Origin of the sequence: Embleya sp. NPDC050154, from assembly GCF_044460165.1 — a bacterium.
Lineage (GTDB): Bacteria > Actinomycetota > Actinomycetes > Streptomycetales > Streptomycetaceae > Embleya.
The window spans coordinates 307,439-328,090 of the sequence record NZ_JBITJP010000005.1; the positions used below are offsets into that span (position 1 = coordinate 307,439).

General features: G+C 71.7%; 18 protein-coding genes. 7 read left to right on the forward strand and 11 right to left on the reverse strand.

The features are described from left to right. Positions 1-41: 41 nt before the first annotated feature. The 3 genes from ACIBSV_RS13355 to ACIBSV_RS13365 all read right to left on the reverse strand — a co-directional run bounded on the left by ACIBSV_RS13355 (position 42) and on the right by ACIBSV_RS13365 (position 3,564). Complete coding sequence (locus tag ACIBSV_RS13355; protein WP_395862348.1) at positions 42-1,868, reverse strand: serine/threonine-protein kinase; 1,827 nt, start codon at positions 1,866-1,868, stop codon at positions 42-44. Positions 1,869-1,952: 84 nt separating this feature from the next. Next, complete coding sequence (locus tag ACIBSV_RS13360) at positions 1,953-2,777, reverse strand: hypothetical protein (RefSeq protein WP_395862350.1); 825 nt, start codon at positions 2,775-2,777, stop codon at positions 1,953-1,955. 7 nt (positions 2,778-2,784) lie between these two features. Beyond that, on the reverse strand, positions 2,785-3,564 hold the full coding sequence (locus ACIBSV_RS13365) for an alpha/beta hydrolase (protein ID WP_395862352.1): 780 nt from the start codon (positions 3,562-3,564) through the stop codon (positions 2,785-2,787). 384 nt (positions 3,565-3,948) lie between these two features. On the opposite strand from ACIBSV_RS13365, the gene ACIBSV_RS13370 reads away from it, so the two are divergent. From ACIBSV_RS13370 to ACIBSV_RS13385, 4 genes are all read left to right on the forward strand, one after another. Continuing rightward, positions 3,949-4,743 (forward strand): lysophospholipid acyltransferase family protein, encoded by a 795-nt coding sequence (locus ACIBSV_RS13370; RefSeq protein WP_395862354.1) that lies wholly within the window; start codon positions 3,949-3,951, stop codon positions 4,741-4,743. A 32-nt stretch (positions 4,744-4,775) separates the two neighbouring features. Continuing rightward, positions 4,776-5,924 (forward strand): MacS family sensor histidine kinase, encoded by a 1,149-nt coding sequence (gene macS / locus ACIBSV_RS13375; RefSeq protein WP_395862356.1) that lies wholly within the window; start codon positions 4,776-4,778, stop codon positions 5,922-5,924. After that, on the forward strand, positions 5,921-6,625 hold the full coding sequence (locus tag ACIBSV_RS13380) for a response regulator (protein WP_395862358.1): 705 nt from the start codon (positions 5,921-5,923) through the stop codon (positions 6,623-6,625). The genes macS and ACIBSV_RS13380 overlap by 4 nt, the downstream gene beginning before the upstream one ends. Before the next feature lie 137 nt (positions 6,626-6,762). After that, a complete protein-coding gene (locus ACIBSV_RS13385; protein WP_395862360.1) occupies positions 6,763-7,788 on the forward strand; it encodes a 6-phosphofructokinase in 1,026 nt (341 codons plus the stop codon). A gap of 98 nt (positions 7,789-7,886) precedes the next feature. Here ACIBSV_RS13385 and ACIBSV_RS13390 read toward each other — a convergent pair whose 3' ends face one another. From ACIBSV_RS13390 to ACIBSV_RS13405, 4 genes are all read right to left on the reverse strand, one after another. After that, positions 7,887-9,155: a hypothetical protein gene (locus tag ACIBSV_RS13390; RefSeq protein WP_395862362.1), complete on the reverse strand. Its 1,269-nt coding sequence runs from the start codon at positions 9,153-9,155 to the stop codon at positions 7,887-7,889. A gap of 228 nt (positions 9,156-9,383) precedes the next feature. Continuing rightward, positions 9,384-9,833 carry a nitroreductase family deazaflavin-dependent oxidoreductase gene (locus ACIBSV_RS13395; RefSeq protein ID WP_395862363.1) on the reverse strand — a complete coding sequence of 150 codons (450 nt, stop codon included), beginning with the start codon at positions 9,831-9,833 and terminating at the stop codon, positions 9,384-9,386. Positions 9,834-9,886: 53 nt separating this feature from the next. Continuing rightward, entirely contained in the window at positions 9,887-10,780 is an 894-nt protein-coding gene (locus ACIBSV_RS13400; RefSeq protein ID WP_395862364.1) for a phosphotransferase, read from the reverse strand. A 416-nt stretch (positions 10,781-11,196) separates the two neighbouring features. After that, positions 11,197-13,059, reverse strand: coding sequence for an anthranilate synthase family protein (locus ACIBSV_RS13405; RefSeq protein WP_395862366.1), 1,863 nt, complete (start codon positions 13,057-13,059; stop codon positions 11,197-11,199). Between the two features lie 295 nt (positions 13,060-13,354). On the opposite strand from ACIBSV_RS13405, the gene ACIBSV_RS13410 reads away from it, so the two are divergent. Further along, complete coding sequence (locus tag ACIBSV_RS13410; protein ID WP_395862368.1) at positions 13,355-14,689, forward strand: class II 3-deoxy-7-phosphoheptulonate synthase; 1,335 nt, start codon at positions 13,355-13,357, stop codon at positions 14,687-14,689. Positions 14,690-14,767: 78 nt separating this feature from the next. Beyond that, positions 14,768-15,793, forward strand: a complete 1,026-nt coding sequence (locus ACIBSV_RS13415; protein WP_395862370.1) for a threonine aldolase family protein — start codon at positions 14,768-14,770, stop codon at positions 15,791-15,793. A 14-nt stretch (positions 15,794-15,807) separates the two neighbouring features. On the opposite strand, the gene ACIBSV_RS13420 is transcribed toward ACIBSV_RS13415, so the two are convergent. After that, a complete protein-coding gene (locus ACIBSV_RS13420; RefSeq protein ID WP_395862793.1) occupies positions 15,808-16,119 on the reverse strand; it encodes a bacterioferritin-associated ferredoxin in 312 nt (103 codons plus the stop codon). A gap of 144 nt (positions 16,120-16,263) precedes the next feature. Beyond that, complete coding sequence (gene bfr, locus ACIBSV_RS13425; RefSeq protein ID WP_395862373.1) at positions 16,264-16,746, reverse strand: bacterioferritin; 483 nt, start codon at positions 16,744-16,746, stop codon at positions 16,264-16,266. 256 nt (positions 16,747-17,002) lie between these two features. Here bfr and ACIBSV_RS13430 point away from each other — a divergent pair, with 256 nt between their 5' ends. After that, entirely contained in the window at positions 17,003-17,647 is a 645-nt protein-coding gene (locus ACIBSV_RS13430; RefSeq protein WP_395862375.1) for a sulfite oxidase-like oxidoreductase, read from the forward strand. Positions 17,648-17,726: 79 nt separating this feature from the next. On the opposite strand, the gene pknB is transcribed toward ACIBSV_RS13430, so the two are convergent. Together pknB and ACIBSV_RS13440 are read right to left on the reverse strand one after the other, a co-directional pair. After that, a complete protein-coding gene (gene pknB / locus ACIBSV_RS13435; RefSeq protein ID WP_395862377.1) occupies positions 17,727-19,763 on the reverse strand; it encodes a Stk1 family PASTA domain-containing Ser/Thr kinase in 2,037 nt (678 codons plus the stop codon). Positions 19,764-19,856: 93 nt separating this feature from the next. Beyond that, positions 19,857-20,651 (reverse strand): thiazole synthase, encoded by a 795-nt coding sequence (locus tag ACIBSV_RS13440; RefSeq protein WP_395862378.1) that lies wholly within the window; start codon positions 20,649-20,651, stop codon positions 19,857-19,859. Between the last annotated feature and the right edge of the window lies 1 nt (position 20,652).

Genomic DNA, 20,652 nt, shown 5'->3' on the forward strand with positions numbered 1-20,652 from the left:
GGCGCGGGTGAACCGGGAGGCGGGCCGGGCGTTCGGACGGGTCAGGGCTGGAAGCTCGCCTTGAAGCCGGCCAGCAACTCCTGGGTGGCCGGGTCGTTCCAGACCGCGTCCGGAGTGTCCATGTACAGCGAATAGCCGCGCCCGGACGGGACCGTGAAGCCGAGGTTGAGCACGTGGTGCTTGACGGTGCTGCCGTAGGTGAAGTGCCAGGCGGCGGCGCGGTAGTCGCGGTAGTCGGCCTTCTCGATGCTCAGCCGCTGGTAGTTCGGGAAATTGCCGCGCACGTCGGGTTCCAGGTTCTTCCAGTCCTCGACCGGATCGGTCGGCGAGCTGGCGACGGTGTCCACGTTGAGCTTGAGCGTGCGCTCCGCGTTGGCGAAGAACTCCTGCGAGCCCTCGGTCTTGACCTTGCTCCAGCCCGGCGGCAGGCCGATCCGGTAGGGCGTGGTCGATCCCGTGTACGAAGTCCAGCCCGCCGGCAGGCCGTTCGTCTCGGGGGGCGGCTGCTGCTGTTGCGTGGTCTGCGGCGTGGTCTGCGCCGGCGGGCCGCTCGGGCTCTGCTCCGGCTCGGTGCTCGGCGGCTGGGTGAGATTGCCCGCGGCCGGGGCGGAGGCGGCGGAGCTCGGCGAGGCCGGCGGAGAGGGAGTGGTCTGCGGGCCGGCCGAGTCGCCTGCGCCGGCCTTCGCGTTGGGCTTCTTGTCGTCGGCCGGGACGATCAGGAAGAGGATCAGGCCCACCACGACGCCGAAGACCACCAGGGCGGCGATCGCGGCGGGCAGCGGCAACCACGGGAACGTGCGCGCCGGGCGGTCCTCTCGGACCGGCTTGGCGGGTTTCGCGGGCGGGGCGACGAGTGGCGATGCGAACTCCACGTCACCCCGGGGTATTTCGTCCGAATCCGGGTCGGTGACGCGCACCGCGGGCACCACCGCGGGTATCGACTCCGCCTTCGACTCCACCTTCGGGTCCGCCGCCGGCGCGGGCCGGGGCAGCAGCGGTGCGGGCGGCAGCGGTAGTGCCCGGGTGGCCGCGTTCTCCTCCCGGATCTCGCGCAGCGCGTCGCGCAACATCGCCTCGGCCTCCGCCGCGTCCGGCCGCTCCTGCGGATCGCGGGCCAACAGCGCGCGCAACACCGGGTCGAGCGCGCCCGCGTGCTTGGCGGGCGCCGGGTCCTCGCTGACGATCGCGGTCAGCGTCGCGAGCGGCGTGGAGCGCTCGAACGGCGCCTTGCCCTCGACCGCCGCGTACAGCGTCGCGCCGAGCGACCACAGGTCCGAGGCCGCCGTCGGACTCAGGCCCTTGGCCCGCTCCGGCGGGATGTACGCCGGCGCGCCGAGCACCACACCCGACTGGGTGACCGACGAGTCGCCCTCGACCACCGCGATGCCGAAGTCGCTGAGCACGGCCCGGTCGTCGAGCGTGATCAGCACATTGCCGGGCTTGACGTCGCGGTGCAGGATCCCGGCCGCGTGCGCGGTGCGCAGCGCGTCGATCATGGTCAGCCCGATCTCGGCGACCCGGTCGGCGGCCATCGGGCCGTCGGTGCGGATCACCTCGGCCAGCGAGCGCGAGGGGACCAACTCCATGACGATCCAGGGCCGATCGTCCTCCTCGACCACGTCGTAGACGCGCACCACCGAGGGATGGCTCAGCCGCGCGGCGGCCCGGGCCTCACGCGCCGCGCGCTCGCGCAGCCGGGCCCGGTCGGCCTCGTCCGCGCCGGGCTGCGGCAACATCTCCTTCACCGCGACCTCGCGCCCCAGGACCTCGTCCCGAGCTCGCCAGACCGCACCCATGCCGCCTCGCCCGAGTCGGTCGGCGAGCAGGTAGCGCCCGCCGATCAGGCGTCCCTCGTTATCCGCGTCCACGCAAGGAAGGTACCCGGACCCGGACCTCGAATGCGGAATGATGTCCCGTCAGAACCGGTCGCGAACAAGGCACATGAGGTCGAATCAGACCACGGCGCCATCGTCCGGGTCGTCCTCGTCCCGATCTCGTCGCATCCGTGCCACCAACGCGACGAATCCGCCGGTGAACGCGGCGAACGCGGCGAACGAGGTCCACGGTCCGACCGCGCGGCCGAGCAGCACCGACACGAGCAGATACAGCGGACCGCCCACCAGCGCGATCCAGGCGATCTTGGTGGCCGCGTCGGTCTTGGGCAGCGGCGGCGGAGGAGGCGGCACGAAGTGCTCCTCCGGGTCCTCGTGCAACTCGTCGATCACCGGCGGCCCGGGCGGCGCCAGCGAGTAGTCGCGCGGTCCCGCGGCCGCGGGCAGCCCGACCTTGAACGATCCCTCGCCCGGCTCGTCCCGGTCCGACCGCTCGCCGCCCAGGTCCTCGGCCACCGGCCAGCGCGGGACCGGGTCGGCCACGTCGTTGTCGAAGGACGCGACGATCTGCGCCCACACCTCGTCGTCGCCCGGCCGGTCGGCGGGCGCGTCGGGTTCGCCCCGCTCGGCGCCTTCCGCGCGCGGCGGATCCACCTGCGGGATGTCCGCCGGTCCGGTCGCCGCCTCCTTGGCCCGGGTCCGGGGCGAGGACGGCTCGGTCAGCGAGCGCAGGATCGCCCGGGCCCGCGACGTCGCCGTCGCGTCCACCCACAGGCGCTCGATCTCCTCGGGCTCCTCGTCCGGGTCCCGGGGTTCCAACGTCGAGACGTATGCCGCGACCCCCGCGTCCCGCAGGGCGACCAGCATCACGTCCGCCGCCTCGGGATCGAGGTCGGTCAGGGGCTTGAAGGACTCCGCGTCGAGTCCGTTGCCACGTCCGCGCACCGTTCGTTCAGTCCCTCTCGGCCGTCTCCGGGGCTCGCGCGTCCGGCGCGAGCCGGTGTACGAACTCCAGGCTGGATGCGAAGATCCGTTCCGCGTCGTGGTCGAGCGTCGCCACGTGATAACTGTCGTTGAGCAGGACGTCGGTGACGTCCGTGGAGGAAATCCTGGCCAGCACCGTCTCGGAGTTGGCCGGCGAGACCACGTGGTCGTGCGGACTGTGCAGGAGCAGCACCGGCTGGGTGACCTGCGGCAGATCGGCGGAGACCACGCGCCAGAAGCGGGACAGCGAATAGGCCGCCTTGACCGGCGTGCGCGGGTAGGCGAGCTCGACCGAGCCCTCCTTGCGGATGTCCGACGCGATGCCGGGCGCCGATGATATGACGTGGCGCAATACCGGCAGCAGCTTGATCTTCGGATCGTCGGCCTGCACGGACGGGTTGACCAGCACGAGGCCGGCCACCTTGTCGCCGTGCTGCTGGGCCAGCCGCAGGGCCAGGCCGCCGCCCATCGACAGGCCCATCACGAACACCGTGTCGCAGCGCTCGCGCAGTCGGTCGAACGCGCGGTCCACGGTCGCGTACCAGTCCTGCCATGTGGTCAGGTTCATGTCCTGCCAGCGGGTGCCGTGACCGGGCAGCAGCGGCAGCGACACGCTCAGCCCGGCCGCGGCCAGGTGTTCCGCCCACGGTCGCAGCGACTGCGGTGTGCCGGTGAAGCCGTGGCAGAGCAGGACGCCCACGGGACCGCCGTCGTGGTGGTGGGGCTCGGCACCGGGCAGGATCGACACCAACGGGCTCCTTCGGGTGACGGGCTTGGCGGGACCAGCCGGCCGGGTGGGCACCACGAGGTTGTGGCGACCGGTGGACGACGGCGATACAGGTTCCATAACGGGGTCGACAGGCGAGTGGTTCCGCCTCTTACCCCCTAACACCTGGACACCTCGGAATCGTCCCACGGGGGTGCGCGATGCGTACAGCGGCGCCGGGTGGCCGGCGGCCGGCCCGGGAGGCGGCCCGGGAGGCGGCCCGCACAACCCGGCCGAGGATCCACCGCGAGCGGCCCGGGGCGGGTTCCCGGGCCCGGTCGGGAGGTTTGCCCGACCGGGCCGTACACGGGTCCCGGCCCGGGGGCATGCTCTAGGGTTCGTCCTGTCCCGAGGAGGAGGTCAGGGTTGTTCTACCGGCTGATGAAGATCATCGTCGGCCCCGTGTTGAGGCTCTTCTTCCGCCCCTGGGTGGAGGGTGAGGAGCACATCCCGGACCGGGGCCCGGCGATTCTGGCGAGCAACCATCTCTCGTTCTCGGACTCGTTCTTCCTGCCCGTCGTGGTCCCGCGCCGGATCACCTTCCTGGCGAAGTCGGACTACTTCACCGGCCGCGGGGTCAAGGGCCGGCTCACCGCCGCGTTCTTCAAGGGCGTGGGCCAACTCCCGGTGGACCGCAGCGGTGGTCGCGCCAGTGAGGCCGCGCTCGACGCCGGCCTCAAGGTGCTGCGCGAGGACCACCTGTTCGGCATCTACCCCGAGGGCACCCGTTCGCCGGACGGTCGGCTGTACCGGGGCAAGACCGGGATCGCCCGGCTCGCGCTGGAGTCGCACGCCCCGGTGATCCCGGTGGCGATGATCGACACCGAGAAGATCCAGCCGCCCGGCAAGATCGTGCCCAAGGTGATGCGGGTGGGCATCAGGGTCGGCGAGCCGCTGGACTTCTCCCGTTACGAGGGCATGGAGGACGACCGCTTCATCCTGCGCGCGATCACCGACGAGATCATGTACGCGCTGATGGAGTTGTCCGGCCAGGAGTACGTGGACATGTACGCGGCCGACGCCAAGAAGCGGATCGACGAGGCGCGCAAGCAGGCGTCCAAGGCGGCCGACAAGCCGGCGGACCCGACGGACGCCGCCGGCCCGGACGCCGCGCCGACCCCGAACGACGACTCGGGCGGTTCCGGCCGACCCGCCGCCTGACCGGGCGGCACCCGGCACACCTGGGGGTTCACGTGGGGGTCGAGCAGTCGCTGTGGCGCGCGCTCACGGTCTTTCGCACGCTCGCCCTCGTCTACGCGGTCGTGCGGTACGCCCAGGTCGCGGACGAGTATCGGCACCCGGTCGGCGGGTGGGCCGTGATGGCGCTGCTCGTGGTCTGGACGGCGGTGACCGCGTACGGCTTCCGCAAGCCCGCCTTCCGCGAACCTCCGCTGCTGATCCTGGACCTGTGCGTGGCCGTCGGGTGCCTGGTCGCGACCCGGTGGCTGGACGATCCGGAGCGGATCGCCCAGGGCACGATGACGCTGCCCACGGTGTGGGCCTCGGCACCGGTGCTGGCGTGCGCGATCAAGGGCGGTTGGCGGACCGGTTCGGCGGCGGCGCTGACGATAGGCGCCGCCGACATCTTCGAACGCAGCGCGCTCACCGCCGACAACCAGCACAACATCGTGCTGTTGCTGCTCGCGGGCGGCGCGGTCGGCTACGTCGTGGAGATCGCCCGGGTGAGCGAACAGGCGTTGACCCGCGCGCTGCAACTGGAGGCGGCCACGCGCGAACGCGAGCGATTGGCCCGGGACATCCACGACAGCGTGCTCCAGGTGCTCGCGCTGGTGCAACGGCGCGGGGCGGAGATCGGCGGGGACGCCGCGGGCCTGGGCAAGTTGGCCGGTGAGCAGGAGGTGGCGCTGCGGCAGTTGATCTCCGCGACGCCCGCCCGGGTCGAGTCGGCCGACCTGCCCGGATCCGGGGAGGACGGCGACCCGGCCCGGCAGGATCTGCGGGTGCTGCTGGGCGGCTTCGCCGGCGCGCGCGTGACGGTGTCCTCGCCGGGTACGCCGGTATTGCTGCCGACCCCGGCGGCGCGCGAGGTGACCGCGGCCGTCGCGGCGGCGCTGGACAACGTGCGCCGGCACGCCGGTGAGCAGGCCAACGCGTGGATCCTGGTGGAGGACGAGCCGGACGAGATCGTGGTCAGTGTCCGGGACGACGGTTCGGGGATGGCTCCGGGCCGGTTGGAGGCGGCCCGGGCCCAGGGCCGGTTGGGCGTGGCCCAGTCGATCGAGGGCCGGGTGCGGGATCTCGGCGGCAGTGTGGTGTGGTCGTCGGTGACGGGAGAAGGCACCGAGTTGGAGTTCCGGGTGCCGAGGCAGGGGAGCGGATGAGCGAGACGAGTACACCCACACCGGGGACCGAGCCGGCCCCGACGCCGCTGAAGGTCCTGGTCGTCGATGATCACCCGATGTGGCGCGAGGCGGTGGCCCGCGACCTCGCGGCGGCGGGCCACGACGTGGTCGCCACCGCCGGCGACGGCCCCGAGGCGGTCCGGCGGGCCCGGGCCACCTCGCCGAACGTGGTGATCCTGGACCTGCACCTGCCCAAGCTGCCCGGCGTCGAGGTGGCGCGCGAACTGGTCCGGCACGACCCGTCGGTGCGGATCCTGGTGTTGTCCGCCAGCGGTGAGCAGGAGGACGTGCTGGAGGCGGTCAAGGCGGGCGCGACCGGATACCTGGTCAAGTCGGCGAGCCGCGAGGAACTGGTGGACGCGGTGGGTCGGACCGCGGTCGGGGATCCGGTGTTCACCCCCGGGCTGGCCGGTCTGGTGCTCGGCGAGTTCCGCCGGATGGCCACCGACCCGCCGCGCAAGGACGCGACCGGCGGCCCGGCCGCGCCGCGGCTGACCGACCGCGAGACCGAGGTGCTGCGGATGGTCGCCAAGGGCCTGTCCTACAAGCAGATCGCCCAGCGCCTGTTCCTGTCCCATCGCACGGTGCAGAACCACGTACAGAACACCTTGAACAAGCTGCAGTTGCACAACCGGGTGGAACTCGTGCGCTATGCCATCGAGAAGGGTCTGGACGACTAGGCGTCGGTGTGGATCCGGGTCTGCTCGATCCGATCAAGTCGGGTACCTCGAACGGGTGGTGGGAAGAGTCGAGGTGGCTTCTCGCACCGGTAGCGTGGGCCGCGAATCGTACCGGACGGAAGAAATCGGAGATTTCGATGCGTGTCGGAGTACTGACCGGCGGCGGCGACTGCCCGGGCCTGAACGCGGTGATCCGGGCGGTCGTCCGCAAGGGCGTCCAGGACTACGGGTACGACTTCATCGGCTTTCGGGACGGGTGGCGCGGGCCGCTCGAGGGCGACGTCATGGCGCTCGACATCAAGGCCGTACGCGGCATCCTGCCGCGCGGCGGGACCATCCTGGGCTCGTCCCGGACCAACCCGATCAAGGTCGATCGTGGCATCGAGCGGATCCGGGAGAACCTGGCCAAGCTCGAGGTGGACGCGCTCGTGGCGATCGGCGGCGAGGACACCCTCGGCGTCGCGACCCGCCTGCACGAGCACGACGTCAAGGTCGTCGGTGTGCCCAAGACTATCGACAACGACCTGAACGCGACCGACTACACGTTCGGCTTCGACACCGCGGTCAACATCGCCACCGAGGCGATCGACCGACTGCACACCACCGCCGAGTCGCACCGCCGGGTGCTGATCGTCGAGGTGATGGGCCGGCACGCGGGCTGGATCGCGATCCACTCCGGGATGGCCGGCGGCGCGAACGTGATCCTGATCCCGGAGCAGAACTTCGACGTCGAAGAGGTCTGCGCCTGGGTGGACAGCCGGTTCCGCACCAACTACGCGCCGATCATCGTGGTCGCCGAGGGTGCCATCCCGCTGGCCGGTCAGATGGTCACCAAGGACCAGACGCTGGACGCGTTCGGCCACGTCAAGCTGTCCGGCATCGGCGACTGGCTGGCCTCGGAGATCGAAAAGCGCACCGGTCACGAGGCGCGCACCACGGTGCTCGGCCACGTGCAGCGCGGCGGCACTCCCACGGCGTTCGACCGGTGGTTGGCCACCCGGTTCGGCTTCCACGCGATCGACGCGGTGAACGCGGGGGACTGGGGCAAGATGGTCGCGCTGCGCGGGACGGACGTGGTGACCGTGCCGCTGGAGGCGGCGACCCGCGAGCTCAAGACCGTGCCGCCGGCCCTGTACGAGGAGGCGAAGGTGTTGTTCGGCTGATCCGTCGCCGAACCACCGCGGGTTCTTCGCGGATCCTTCGCGAACCACGGCCTACCACCGCCCGCCCGTCGCGCGGGGCGCGCGACGGGCGGGTTCGGTCAGGCGCCGGGATCGGGCTCGATTCCGGCGCCTTGCCTGCGGTTCCTGCGGGCGAAGTACACGATCGTCGCCCCGACGCCGGCCAGGATGACCCAGATCGCGACGGTGGCGAGGGTGGAGGTGTTGTCCTCGTCCTCCTCACGCTGCCCGGCCGCCGAGTCCGGGGCGGTCGGCGGCAGTTCCGGGCGCAGCTTGGGCGGGCGGGGCGGCACCCCGGCGTTGGGCACGTGGAACACCCGGAAGTCGCTGCGCGAGGCGAGTGCGCGGTCGGTTCCCTCCGGGGCGCCGCCGCCGACCAGCACCGCGAGGTCGCCGCCCGCCACCGGCGAGCCGGTCGGGATCGACACGCGCACCGTGATCGCGGTGAACTCGCCCGGCGGCAGCGGCCGGCGGCCGTCCCACGGTTTGGGCGTCAACTCGCCGACCAGGTGCGCGTCGCGTCCGTTGGCGGGGTCGGTGAGCACCGCGAGCGGCACCGGGAACCAGCCCCGGTCGTGGTCGTCGTACGCCTCGACCACCAACTGCTGCGGCGTGATCGGGGACTGGCCGCTGGTGAACACCAGTTCCGGACGCACCGCGGGGATGATCCGGTCGGTGTCGTTGCCGAAGGTGATCCGGAACTCGGCGGCGCCGGCGCCCGCGCGCAGCCAACCGGGCACGCCCACCAGGTCGAACGTCGGCCCGTCGGAGCGCCGCGCGGTCGGCACCACCTTGGCGGTGCCGCCGAGGTGCTCCGCGCCCGCGTCCGGCACCGACGGGGAGCGGGTCCCACCGGGATCCGGCGGACGCGTGGGCATGGCCCCGTCCGGTCCCAGCAGCGCGGAGTCGGCGATGTAGCCGCTCACGAAGCGCGGTTCGTCGCCGGTGCCCGGGGACACGGGTCGGCCGCCCACCAGCACCTGCACGAACTGCGCGGGCACGTTCGCGGCGATGGTGAAGCGCACCCGGAACTCGACCGAGGAACCGGGCGCCAGGCGACCGGAGGTCGCGTCGATCGCGCCCGGACCCGGGAAGGGCAGTCGTGCGCCGCCCTGCGGGTCCAGTGGGGTCGGGGTCCAGCCCGCGTGCACCGGATCCGGTATCTCCAGGCGCACCTGGTCGGGGGCCAGGTGCCCGGTGGCGCCGATGATCTCCACCCGCGGTTCCAGCAGCAGCGGGACCTCGCCAAAGTTGCGCGCGCTCGCGGTGAGTTCGACGGGAGTCGCGGGTCGGATCCGGTCCGGCATTCCGCGCACCTCGACCACCTGCCCGATCGGCGGTTCCGCCACGGGCGTGGGATCGGGGACCGGCGCCGCGTGCCCGGTCGGCGACCCGAGAAGCACGAGGAGGGCCGTCGAGGCGAGACAGCGGCGCAGGCGCATGCGGGGTACCCGTCGTAGGAAGGAGCTTGCTCGACCGTAGGTTCGAACGGCCGGAGCCTACCGGGCGGTACGGGCCGGGCCACACCGATATAGCGATGCGGGCCGGCCGTCGGTTCCCGACGCCCAAGCCGCCGCTCAGGAGCCGTGCGGATCGTCCGCGCGGCGCAGCCGGATCACCGGGATGTCCCGCCGGGTCTTGTCCTGGTACCCCGCGTAGGGCGCGAACACCTCGACCAGACCCGGCCACACCCGCGCCTTCTCGGCGGGGGTCAGCGTCTCGGCGGTGGCGGCGAAGCGCTCGGTGGCCACTCGCAGGCGCACTCGGGGTTCGGCGGTCAGGTTCAGGTACCACAGCGGGTGGTGGTCCGAGCCGCCGAGCGAGGCCACGATCAGGTAGTCCTCGCCGTCGCGCCCGTAGATCAGCACGGTGCGGCGCCAGACGCCGCTCTTGCGGCCCAGCGTGTCCAGGAGCAGGCACGGCGCGCCTTGCATCGTGATGCCCTTGGTGCCGCCGGATTCCTCGTAGCGCCGGGCCTGGTCGGCAACCCACTTGCGGGGACTGGTCGTTGCGTCGAGTTCGGGCATTCGTACCTCCGAGGGTGAGTGCGCGTGGGTTCGGGTGGTTCGGTGGATTCGAGTCACTCCGCCGTGCGGTGGGCGGGGGAGCGGGTTGTGCGCGGTGGGCAGGCCCGCAGGTGGGCGCGGGCCGCGCGGGCCTCGGCCAGCGCGGTCAACCGGGCGTTCCACGGGGCCGCGTGGGCGGCGCCGATCCCGCGCGAGCACTGGTTGGTGGCGGCGAACACGAAGGTCTCCATCGCCTCCCGGGAGACCGTGCGCCAGCAGGCGAACCGATCCGCCCAGGAGGCCGCCTGTTCGGCCGTGTGCCCCTCGTCCATCAGCCGGCTGGCCACCAAGGTGACCTCGATCCAGGCGGGGCCCCGGGCGGGCTGGGCCCAGTCGACCAGGTAGGCCCGGGGGCCGCGATCGTTGATCAACACGTTGTGCGGGTGCAGATCGGTATGCAACAAGCTCTCGCCGCGCAGGAGTTCGAGCTGACGACTGGTGAGCAGCGGACGCCAGCGCTCCTCGATCCGCGGCAGCGGCAGATCGCGGACGGCGACCCGGCCGAGTCGGCGCAACGCGTCCGCGACGAGCGGCAGATCCGCCGTGCCCGGTGCGAAGTCGGCGTGTCGGCCGATGATGGGGTCGAAGCCCAGGAGTACCCAGTCGTCGAGCCGGATCTCCCAGCGCAACCTCGGCGACACGGCGCCCACGTGCGGCGCGATCCGGGCCTCGACGCGCTGTTGCGACACCGCCGGGTGATCGCGCGGGACGCCCTTGACGAAGTAGCGGGAGTGCTCGGTGGTCACGATCGCGGCGAACTCGCAGTTGAATCCGGCCCACACGGTGGCGACGGCCAGCACGCGTCCCGCACACCGCTCGACCGCGGCGCGCGCGTCCGTGGGCAGCTCGTCCCACAGGGTACGCGGCGCCGTATGGAAGTTCGGCGGCGGAAGCGGCGGATCAGCCATCGGCTTCCGGTGGTGACGGTGGCAGCGGGCGCGGCCCGCCGAAGGTCACTCCGCATTTGCGGCAACGTTTGCGACCGCTCCAGTCGACGGGGTCGTGCGGCGGACAATCGGAGCCCACGGGAACCCCCTCCACTGGAAAACCGGTCAACGAACGGGGTCGAGCATCCTCCGTCGTACCGCGGCGAGCAACGCGATTATGGTCGCACGCCGGTGCGACGAAGGGGTCGGTGCGGCCGGTTGGCGCCCCCCGCGGGCGCGCCTGGGACCGATCGCCTCATATCGCCTCGGATCGCCTGGGATCGCCTGGGATCGCCTGGGACCACCTTCGACCGCCGGGTTCGGCCGCGTCCCCCGTGCGCCCGGCCGTCGCGGGCCGGGCGCCTCGGGCGGGTGCGTGCGCGCACGCGCGGCAGACCTCACAGCCCGGCGAGCAACTCCCGCACGATGCCCAGACCGTTGTGGGTGAGCACCGACTCCGGGTGGAACTGCACGCCCGCGAGCCGCATCCGGCTCGACCGCAGCGCGTGCACCTGTCCGCTCTCCGGGTCCGCGGCGAACTCGACGTTGGGTACGCCGCCGGCCGGCCGCACGGCCGCGAACGCGTTGTAGAAGCCGACCCGCTCCGGCCGACCGAACAGGTCGATCTCGACCTGCTTGCCCTGATACGGCCGCGGCTTGCGGACCAGGTCCAGACCCAGCTCGTGCGCCAGGAGCTGATGGCCCAGGCAGACCGCGAGCAGCGGTCCGCCCGCGTCCAGGCGGGTGCGCAGCAGCGCGCCCATCAGCCGGATCTTGCGGTGCGCGGTGTCCCTGGGGTCGCCCGGACCCGGGCCGAGTACGACCAGTTCCGCGGCGCGCACCCGACGCGAGGTGACGTCGTCGTACGAGCGCAGCTCCACGTGCAGGCCGAGGGTGCGCAGCACGTGCGCGAGCATCGCGGTGAAGGTGTCCTCGCCGTCCACCACCAGCACCCGGCGGCCGGCCAGTTCCGGGGCGCGCAGCGCGCTCTCGTCCCGTGGCCGGAGCCAGAACGGCGCGAGCGCGGTGTTGCGCGCGGCCAACAGCGCGCCCACCTCGGGATCGGCCGCGAGCGCCGGGCCCGCCGTCCGCTCGGCGGCCGGCACCACACCGAGCGCGGCCAGCACCCCGGCCGCCTTGGCGTGCGTCTCGGCGACCTCTTCCTCGGGCCTGGAGTGCCGGACCAGCGTGGCGCCGGCGGGCACCCGCAGGCCGCCGTCGGGGGTGATGTACGCGGTCCGGATCAGGATCGGCGCGTCCAGCGTGCGCCGCCCCTGGTCGTCGCGCCCGATCAGCGCGAGCACTCCGGAGTAGTAGCCGCGCCCGGTCGGCTCGTGTCGGCGGATCACCCGGCACGCGTTCTCCAGCGGGCTCCCGGTCACCGTCGGCGCGAACATGGTGCCGCGCAGCACCGCGGCGACGTCGTGCGAGGTGATCCCGCGCAGCAGGTACTCGGTGTGCGTGAGGTGGCCCATCGGCTTGAGGAACGGGCCCTCGACCGCGCCGCCGAGGTCGCAGACCGCGCTCATCATCTTGAGTTCCTCGTCGACGACCATGAACAGCTCGTCGATCTCCTTGGGATCGCGCAGGAACGCCATCAGCCCCTCGCGGGAGGGCCCCTCGGCCGGGTGCCGGTAGGTCCCGCTGATCGGGTTCATCACCACCTCGCCGCCCACCGAGCTGACGTGCCGCTCCGGGCTGGCGCCGACCAGGGTGAGGTCACCGGTGTGGATCAGGTAGGTCCAGTACGCGCCGCTCTCCCGGGTCAGCAGCCGGTGCAGCAGGGTGCCCGCGGCGGCCGGCGTGTACCCCTCGATGTGATCGCGGTAGTCGCGCCGGATGACGAAGTTGGCGCCCTCGCCGCGGCCGATCTCGTCCTCGATCACCCGCTTGACGATGGTGGCGTACGTCTCGTCGTCCACGTCGAAGTCGCCGCCGCGCAGTTCGACCGGCACCCGCGGCAACGCCGCCAGCACCTCGTCCAGGGGCAGCAGGCGCTGCTCGGTGACCTTCAGGCAGCGCAGCGGTGTGCCGTCCTGGTGATGCTCGAACCCGCGCTCGCGGATCTGCGCGTAGGGCACCAGGGCGAGCAGTTCGTGGCCGGGTCCGCCGGCGGCCGGCAGCGGCAGGTCGTCGAGGTCTCGGACGTCGACGATCTCGCCGGTGAGCAGTTCGACCTCGGCCGAGTGTTCGCGCCGGATCAGCGCGAAGGGCGGTGGGGCGTCGCGGAACAGCGGGGACAGGGCGTCGGCGGTGCGCATGGGTGCTCCTCGGTGGGGAAGAGACGCCCTCCCGACCGGGCGATCCGCCGGTTGTCCGCCCCGGCCGGGGCGGAGGTCCGCCCGGTCCGGGAAAAACAAAGGGCCGCCCTGCCGGGCGGCCGTCGGATCGTCAAGGTGATCGCGAAGTCAGTGGGCCGCCGCAGGGACGGGCCACCAGGAGCTCCGATGGAGATTGATCGCGATCACGGCCTCACCATATCGGGCGGGCGGAGTCGGCGTCTCGCTCTCCGGGCGGTGGACTCAATCGGGTTGCCTCTCCGCTTAGTCTTGAGCGGTGACCCTGAACGACATCGAATCCTGGCGTACCCTCCCGGCGGCCCAACAGCCCGAGTGGCCGGACAACGAGGCCCTGGGCTCCGCCCTCGCGGACCTCCGTTCCTATCCGCCGCTCGTCTTCGCCGGCGAGTGCGACCAGCTTCGTGGTCGGCTCGCGTCGGTGGCGAAGGGCGAAGCGTTCCTGCTCCAGGGCGGCGACTGCGCGGAGACCTTCGCCGGCAACACCGCCGACGCGATCAAGAACAAGCTCAAGACCCTGCTCCAGATGGCCGTCGTGCTGACCTACGCGGCCTCGGTGCCGGTGGTCAAGGTCGGCCGGATGGCCGGTCAGTACTCCAAGCCGCGCTCCAGCGGCATGGAGACCCGCGACGGGGTGACCCTGCCGTCCTACCGGGGCGACGCGGTCAACGAGCTGGCCTTCACCGAGGCCGCGCGCACGCCGGACCCCGAGCGGCTCAAGCGCATGTACCACTCGTCCTCCGCGACGCTGAACCTGGTCCGCGCGTTCACCACGGGCGGTTACGCGGACCTGCGCCAGGTGCACGCGTGGAACCAGGACTTCGTCGCGCTCTCGCCCTCGGGCGAGCGCTACGAGCGGCTCGCGGCCGAGATCGACGGCGCGATGCGGTTCATGCACGCGTGCGGGACCGACCCCGAGGAATTCCGCACCGTGGAGTTCTACGCCAGCCACGAGGCGCTGATCCTGGACTACGAGGACGCGCTGACCCGGGTGGACTCGCGCACCGGCGACCTGTACGACGTCTCCGGCCACATGGTCTGGATCGGCGAGCGGACCCGGCAGCTCGACGGCGCGCACGTCGAGTTCGCCTCCCGGATCCGCAACCCGATCGGCGTCAAGCTCGGCCCGACCACCTCGCCCGAGGACGCGCTCGCGCTGATCGACAAGCTGGACCCGAACCGCGAGCCGGGCCGACTGACCTTCATCGTCCGGATGGGCGCGGGCAAGGTCCGGGACAACCTCCCGGCCCTGGTGGAGAAGGTGGCCGCGGCCGGCGCCCATCCGGTGTGGGTGTCCGATCCGATGCACGGCAACACGTTCGAGGCGTCCAGCGGACACAAGACCCGCCGCTTCGACGACGTCCTCGACGAGGTCAAGGGCTTCTTCGAGGTGCACCGGGCGCTCGGTACCCACCCGGGCGGCATCCACGTCGAGCTCACCGGTGACGACGTCACCGAGTGCGTGGGCGGCGGCGACGAGATCTTCGTCGACGACCTGCACCAGCGCTACGAGACGGCGTGCGACCCGCGGCTGAACCGCAGCCAGTCGCTCGACCTGGCGTTCCTGGTCGCGGAGATGTACCGCAAGAGCTGACCGCGCGCGATCACCACGATCGCCGAAGGGCGGACCCTCCCCGGGTCCGCCCTTCGGCGCGTCTGTAATGCTGCCGGTATGACCTTCACGGACCTGCGCAGCGACACCGTCACCAAGCCCGGCCCCGCGATGCGCGCGGCGATGGCCAACGCCGAGGTCGGCGACGACGTCTACGCCGAGGATCCGACCGTGCGGGCGCTGGAGGAGTACGTCGCCGACCTGTTCGGGCACTCCTTCGCGCTGTTCGCCCCGACCGGGGTGATGGCCAACCAGCTCGCCGTGCGGCTGGCCGTGCCGCCGGGTGGCGAACTCGTCCTGGACGCCGACGCGCACATCGTCGCGCACGAGGACGCCGCGGCGGCCTGGCACGGCGGTGTGCAGACCCGGACCACGCTCAGCCCGCGCGGTCTGCTGGAGGTCGCCGACCTGGCCCGGCTGATCCGGGTGGACAACGCGTACACCGTCGGCACCCGCATGGTCGCGGTCGAGCAGACGCACAACCGGGGCGGCGGCTCGGTGTACCCGCTGGAGCGGTTGACCGCGATCCGCGACCTGGTGCACGGGTACGAGCTGCCGCTGCACTGCGACGGAGCGCGGATCTGGAACGCGCACGTGGCGACCGGTACGCCGCTGCGGGCCTACGGCGCGCTGTTCGACACGCTCAGCGTGTGTCTGTCCAAGGGGCTGGGCGCGCCGGCCGGCTCGGTGCTGCTGCTGCCCGCCGAGTACGAGGCCGAGGCGCGTCGGATGCGGCACCGGATGGGCGGCGGGCTGCGCCAGGCGGGCATCCTCGCGGCGGGCGGCCTGTACGCGCTCGAGCACCACGTCGAGCGGCTGGCCGAGGACCACGAGCACGCGCGGGGGTTGGCCGATCTGCTGCGCGACGCGGGCTTCGCGGTGCCCGACCCGGAGACCAACATCGTGCTGGTCGAACTGGGGGAGGGGCAGCCGGACGCGGCGGCGGTGGCGGAGCGCTGCCGTGTGGAGGGTGTACTGGTGTCGCCGTTCGGGCCTCGGCTGATCAGGCTGGTCACGCACATGGACGTGGACGCGGCCGGTTGCGCGCGTGCCGCGACGGCGATCGCGCAGGCGGCGAAGGGCTGATCAGGGGGCGCCGGTCAGGCGGCGGAGTGCCGGCGCAGCGGGACCACGTTGTCGGGCAGCGCCGACGCGGCGACCGCGGGCATCGGCAGCGGGACCGGCTCTGGGGCCGGGGCGGTCCCGCAGGGGGTCGCGCACGTCTCGGTCTCGCCGCACAACTCGCGCCGGCGGCGGCGCGACTCGTCACGCGGCAACATCGCGGTGATGCTCTTGACGCAACGCCCGCAGTCGGTGCCGGCACCGCCGCAGGACTGGGCTATCTCACGCATGGTGCGCGCGCCATCGGCAATCCGGTCGTTCACCTGTTTGTCGGTGACACCGAAACACATGCAGACGTACACGGAGATTTCCCCCCAGCGGCGAGGCTACTTAGGTAAGGGTAACCTCAGCGTTCGCCGGGGGGAATACCGGGTGATCGGTAACACAATCCGAGCGGTTGCCCGATCGCATCCGGGAATGTCCCGAGCCGCCGGTCAGCTCTCGTTCGGCTGCTTGAGCAGGCCCGCGATGTAGAGCTGCTCGCCCACCTCCGAGAGCAGGGCGAGCTGCGTCTCCAGGTAGTCGACGTGCTCTTCCTCGTCGGCCAGGATCTCCTCGAAGATGTTGGCCGAGGTCACGTCGCCCTTCTCGCGCATCAACGGGATTCCGCGCCGCAGCCGCTCGACGGCCTCCATCTCCACCGCCAGGTCGGCGCGGAACATCTCCTCCAGGTTCTGGCCGATGCGCAGCGCGTTCAGTCGCTGGTAGTTCGGCAGTCCCTCGAGCATCAGGATGCGGTCGGTGAGCTTCTCGGCGTGCTTCATCTCGTCGATGGACTCGTGGCGGGTCCAGGCCGCGAGCTTGATGTAGCCCCGGTGCTCCTGCATCTTCGCGTGCAGGAAGTACTGGTTGATCGCGGTGAGCTCCGCCGTGAGCTGTTCGTTCAGGAGCTCGATGATCTGCGGGTCACTGTGCATCGCGACGCACCTTCCGGTGTGGGTGGGACACGGGGGAACCCCGAGCGCGCATGAGGCGGTTTTCCCTCGAATCCTGTCACTTTTGGTAGCTCATCCGCCACGAAGGGCAGCCTTGCCTTGCAATGTCGAACATGTCCCACCAGGGTCGGTCGGCCCGGGATTCCCGGGCCCAGGACCGGATCGGGTGCCGCGCGCGGGGTCCGGGGCGCGCGGGGGCGGTCGTGAGTTGGTCGGGGCGTCTGGGACCATGTGAGGTATGGGGCATACGGAAGCGGCACAAGGTGGAACCGAGGCTCCGGACCGCGATCCGCGACTTCCGCCGGGCCAGCGAATCCAGCGCGGATGGCCCGTTCTGCACTACGGACCGGTCCCTCGGTTCAAGCCCGAGATATGGGACTTCCGCGTCTTCGGCGCGACCGCCTCGGGGGACAAGCACTGCTGGAACTACGACGAGTTCTCGGCGCTGCCGCACGACACCGTCGTCGCCGACTTCCACTGCGTGACCAAGTTCAGCATGCTCGGCAACGAGTGGAGTGGGCTGACCGTCGCCAAGCTCCTGGAGATCGCCCCGCCGGCGCCGGAGGTCACCCACGCGATGGTGTGGGCGGAGTACGGCTTCAGCTCCAACCTGCGCATGTTCGACTTCGCGAACGACCAGACCATCCTGGCCACCCATCACAACGGCGAGCCGCTCACCGCCGAGCACGGGTTCCCGGTCCGGCTGATCGTGCCGCACCTGTACGCCTGGAAGGGCCCCAAGTGGGTGCGCGGGATCGAGTACATGGTGGCCGACAAGCGCGGCTTCTGGGAGGAGCGGGGCTACCACAACATCGGTGACCCGTGGCGGGAGCAGCGCTACTCCTACCAGGAGGAGAGCGGCGAGGGCCCCGCGCTGACCTGAGCCGTGCCCGCGGGCGAACGACCGAAGGCCCCGCTTCCCCGACGACGTGTCGAGGGAGCGGGGCCTTCGCGGTGCCGCCCTAGAAGTTCGAGATGAAGACCTCGCTGTTGCGCTTGACCATCGAACCCGCCGCCGGATCCTGCTTGCCGACGTTGGCCGGGATCAGCGGGATCATTCGGTTGTTCACCCGCAGCCCGACGGCCTGCAGCGCCCGGGCCGCGTCGTCCGGGTTCATCCCGGTCACCGGCGGCACCTGGACCAGGTCCGGTCCCTTGGACAACACCACGGTGATCCGGGTGCCGAAGGGCACGGTCGCGTTCGTTCCCGGGGCGAAGGACATGATCCGGCCGACCGGCACGGTGTCCGAGAACTGCTGGGTCGGATCCACCTCGACGCTCACCCCGGTCGCCGGCTGGAACCTGGCCTTGGCCTCGTCCACGCTGAGCCCGGTCAGGTCCGGGACCACGGTGTCCGGGCCGCGGCTGACCACCAGGGCCACCACGCTGTCCCGCTGGAGCGGCTCGCCGGCGGCCGGTTGGCTGCCGACCACGGTGCCGGGCGGCTTGTTGCTCGCGGTCTTGGTCTCGGTGCCGGGTTTCAGGCTCGCGTCGGCGAGCGCCTTCTTGGCGTCCTCGATCTTCAGGTTCACCAGCGCGGGCACCACGTGCCGCTCCGGGCCCTTGGACAGCTTGACCTTGACCTTCGAGCCGCTGAGCACGTTCTTGCCCGGGGCGGGGTCGGTGGACAACACCGAGCCCTTGGCGGTGATCTCGCTGAACTCCCCGTCGCCGACGTACTCGACCTTCAGGCCCGCGGACTCGAGTTTGCGCTCGGCGTCGGCCTGGGTCATGTTCAGGACACCCGGCACATCGGAGTAGCGACCCGCGCCGTACCACCACGCACCGCCGCCGATCGCGGCGGCGACGAGCAGTACCACCGCGAGCACGATCATCCCGCGCGAGGGCCCGCGCCGGCGGCGCCGACCGGGCAGCTTGGGCTGCTGCGGATAGCCGCCGCCGGGGGTGCCGGTCGGGGGCGCCTCGGTGGCCGGGGCGTACTCGTGGTGCTCCGCCGCATAGGGCTCGTCGTACGCGCCGCCGCCGTAGCGCGCCTGCTCGTCCTCCATCGAGTCCACGCTCAGTCCGAGCGGCGCCAGGTGCGGCGGCAACATCACCTCGCCCGCCCGGAACACGCTCGTGGCGTTGTCGTGGATCGGCTCGGGCGGCGGCGGCAGACGCAGCGCCGCGCCGAAGTCCAGCTCCGTGTCCGGCATCGCGTGCCGGGTCCGGCGGACCAGGCTCAGCAGGGTCTCGGCGTCGTTCGGCCGCTGCTCCGGGTCGCGCACGGTGGCGGTGCGCACCAGCGTGTCCAGCGCGTGCGACAGGCCCGGCACCGCGAGCGAGGGCGCCGGCACGTCCGCGTGCACGTGCTTGTAGATGACCTCGACCGCAGTCGCGCCGTGGTGCGGCTGCCGGCCGGTGAGCATCTCGTAGAGCACCACGCCCGCCGCGTACACGTCCGAGCGCGGGCTGGACTCGCCTCGCTCGACCTGTTCCGGCGCGAGGTAGGCGACCGTGCCGACCAGGACCTTGCCGGTCGCGGCGGTGGCGGTGGTGCTGGTCGCCCGGGCCAGCCCGAAGTCGCCGAGCTTGATCCCGCCGTCGTCGGAGATCAGCACGTTCTCCGGCTTGACGTCGCGGTGCACGAAGCCCGCCCGGTGCGCCGCGGACAGCGCCGCCAGCATCGGCTCCAGTACGCCGAACGCCTCGCGCGGTGTCATGTTGCCCAGGTCCTGGAGCAATTCGCGCAGCGTGCGGCCCTCGACGTACTCCATCGCCAGGTAGGCGAAGGCGCCGTCGGTGCCCTGGTCGAAGACGTTGACCACGTTGGGGTGCGACAACCGCGCCGCGGCCTTCGCCTCCAGGATGAACCGGCGGGTGAACTCCGGGTCCTGGGCCAGCCCGGCGTGCATCACCTTGAGGGCGACGGTGCGGTCGAGACGGGTGTCGAGAGCCCGATACACCGTGGCCATGCCACCCGCGGCAACTCGGGCATCGACCCGGTATCGACCGTCGAGCAGCCGCCCGACGAGCGGATCATTCAAGGTCGTGTCCATGTTCAGGAGTGTAGGGTCCACTGCCTTGTGGACGCCGACGGTCTTCCCCATGGTTCCCCGTCCGAGGAAGGCCGCACCGATCGTGCGGCCCGGTCAGAAGGCGGGGTGCTCGGGGCTCGTCTCCAGCATGCCGGCCATCGGTGACGACGCGTGCGCGTGGTGTCGCATCGGGATCCGCCCGGCGCGGTAGGCGAGCCGGCCGCCGTCCACCGCGTGCCGCATCGCCTCGGCCATCAACCGCGGCGATTGCGCCCGGGTGACCGCCGTCGCGAGCATCACCGCGTCGCAGCCCAGCTCCATCGCGAGCGCCGCGTCGGAGGCGGTGCCCAGGCCCGCGTCCAGCACCACCGGGACCTTGGCCTGGTCGGTGATCAGCCGGATGTTGTGCGGGTTGCGGATGCCCAGGCCCGAACCGATCGGCGACCCGAGCGGCATCACCGCCACGCAGCCCACCTGCTCGAGCCGGCGCGCGAGCACCGGGTCGTCGTTGGTGTACGCCAGCACCCGGAAGCCGTCGTCGACCAACCGCTCTGCGGCATCCACGAGTTCCACCCCGTCCGGCAGCAACGTGCGCTCGTCGGCGACCACTTCGAGCTTGACCCAGTCGGTCTCCAGCGCCTCCCGGGCCAACCGCGCGGTCAGCACCGCCTCGCCCGAGGTGAAGCACCCCGCGGTGTTCGGCAACACCCGGATGCCCAACCGGCGCAGCACGTCCAGCACCGAGCCCGAGGTCCCCGGATCCACTCGGCGCATCGCCACCGTGGTGATCTCGGTGCCCGACGCGATCAGCGCCTGCTCCAGGATCTCCAGGCTCGGCGCGCCGCCGGTCCCGGTGATCAGCCGCGACGTGAAGGACTCGCCGCCGATCACCAGCTTGTCGTCGGCCATG

Excerpts from the sequence above, each read along its gene's own strand:
- ACIBSV_RS13430 (WP_395862375.1), top strand. The coding sequence starts at position 17,003 with ATGGGGCATACGGAAGCGGCACAAGGTGGAACCGAGGCTCCGGACCGC.
- ACIBSV_RS13420 (WP_395862793.1), bottom strand. The coding sequence starts at position 16,119 with ATGTGTTTCGGTGTCACCGACAAACAGGTGAACGACCGGATTGCCGAT.
- ACIBSV_RS13395 (WP_395862363.1), bottom strand. The coding sequence starts at position 9,833 with ATGCCCGAACTCGACGCAACGACCAGTCCCCGCAAGTGGGTTGCCGAC.
- bfr (WP_395862373.1), bottom strand. The coding sequence starts at position 16,746 with ATGCACAGTGACCCGCAGATCATCGAGCTCCTGAACGAACAGCTCACG.
- ACIBSV_RS13405 (WP_395862366.1), bottom strand. The coding sequence starts at position 13,059 with ATGCGCACCGCCGACGCCCTGTCCCCGCTGTTCCGCGACGCCCCACCG.
- ACIBSV_RS13385 (WP_395862360.1), top strand. The coding sequence starts at position 6,763 with ATGCGTGTCGGAGTACTGACCGGCGGCGGCGACTGCCCGGGCCTGAAC.
- ACIBSV_RS13380 (WP_395862358.1), top strand. The coding sequence starts at position 5,921 with ATGAGCGAGACGAGTACACCCACACCGGGGACCGAGCCGGCCCCGACG.
- ACIBSV_RS13415 (WP_395862370.1), top strand. The coding sequence starts at position 14,768 with ATGACCTTCACGGACCTGCGCAGCGACACCGTCACCAAGCCCGGCCCC.
- pknB (WP_395862377.1), bottom strand. The coding sequence starts at position 19,763 with ATGGACACGACCTTGAATGATCCGCTCGTCGGGCGGCTGCTCGACGGT.
- ACIBSV_RS13440 (WP_395862378.1), bottom strand. The coding sequence starts at position 20,651 with ATGGCCGACGACAAGCTGGTGATCGGCGGCGAGTCCTTCACGTCGCGG.
- ACIBSV_RS13400 (WP_395862364.1), bottom strand. The coding sequence starts at position 10,780 with ATGGCTGATCCGCCGCTTCCGCCGCCGAACTTCCATACGGCGCCGCGT.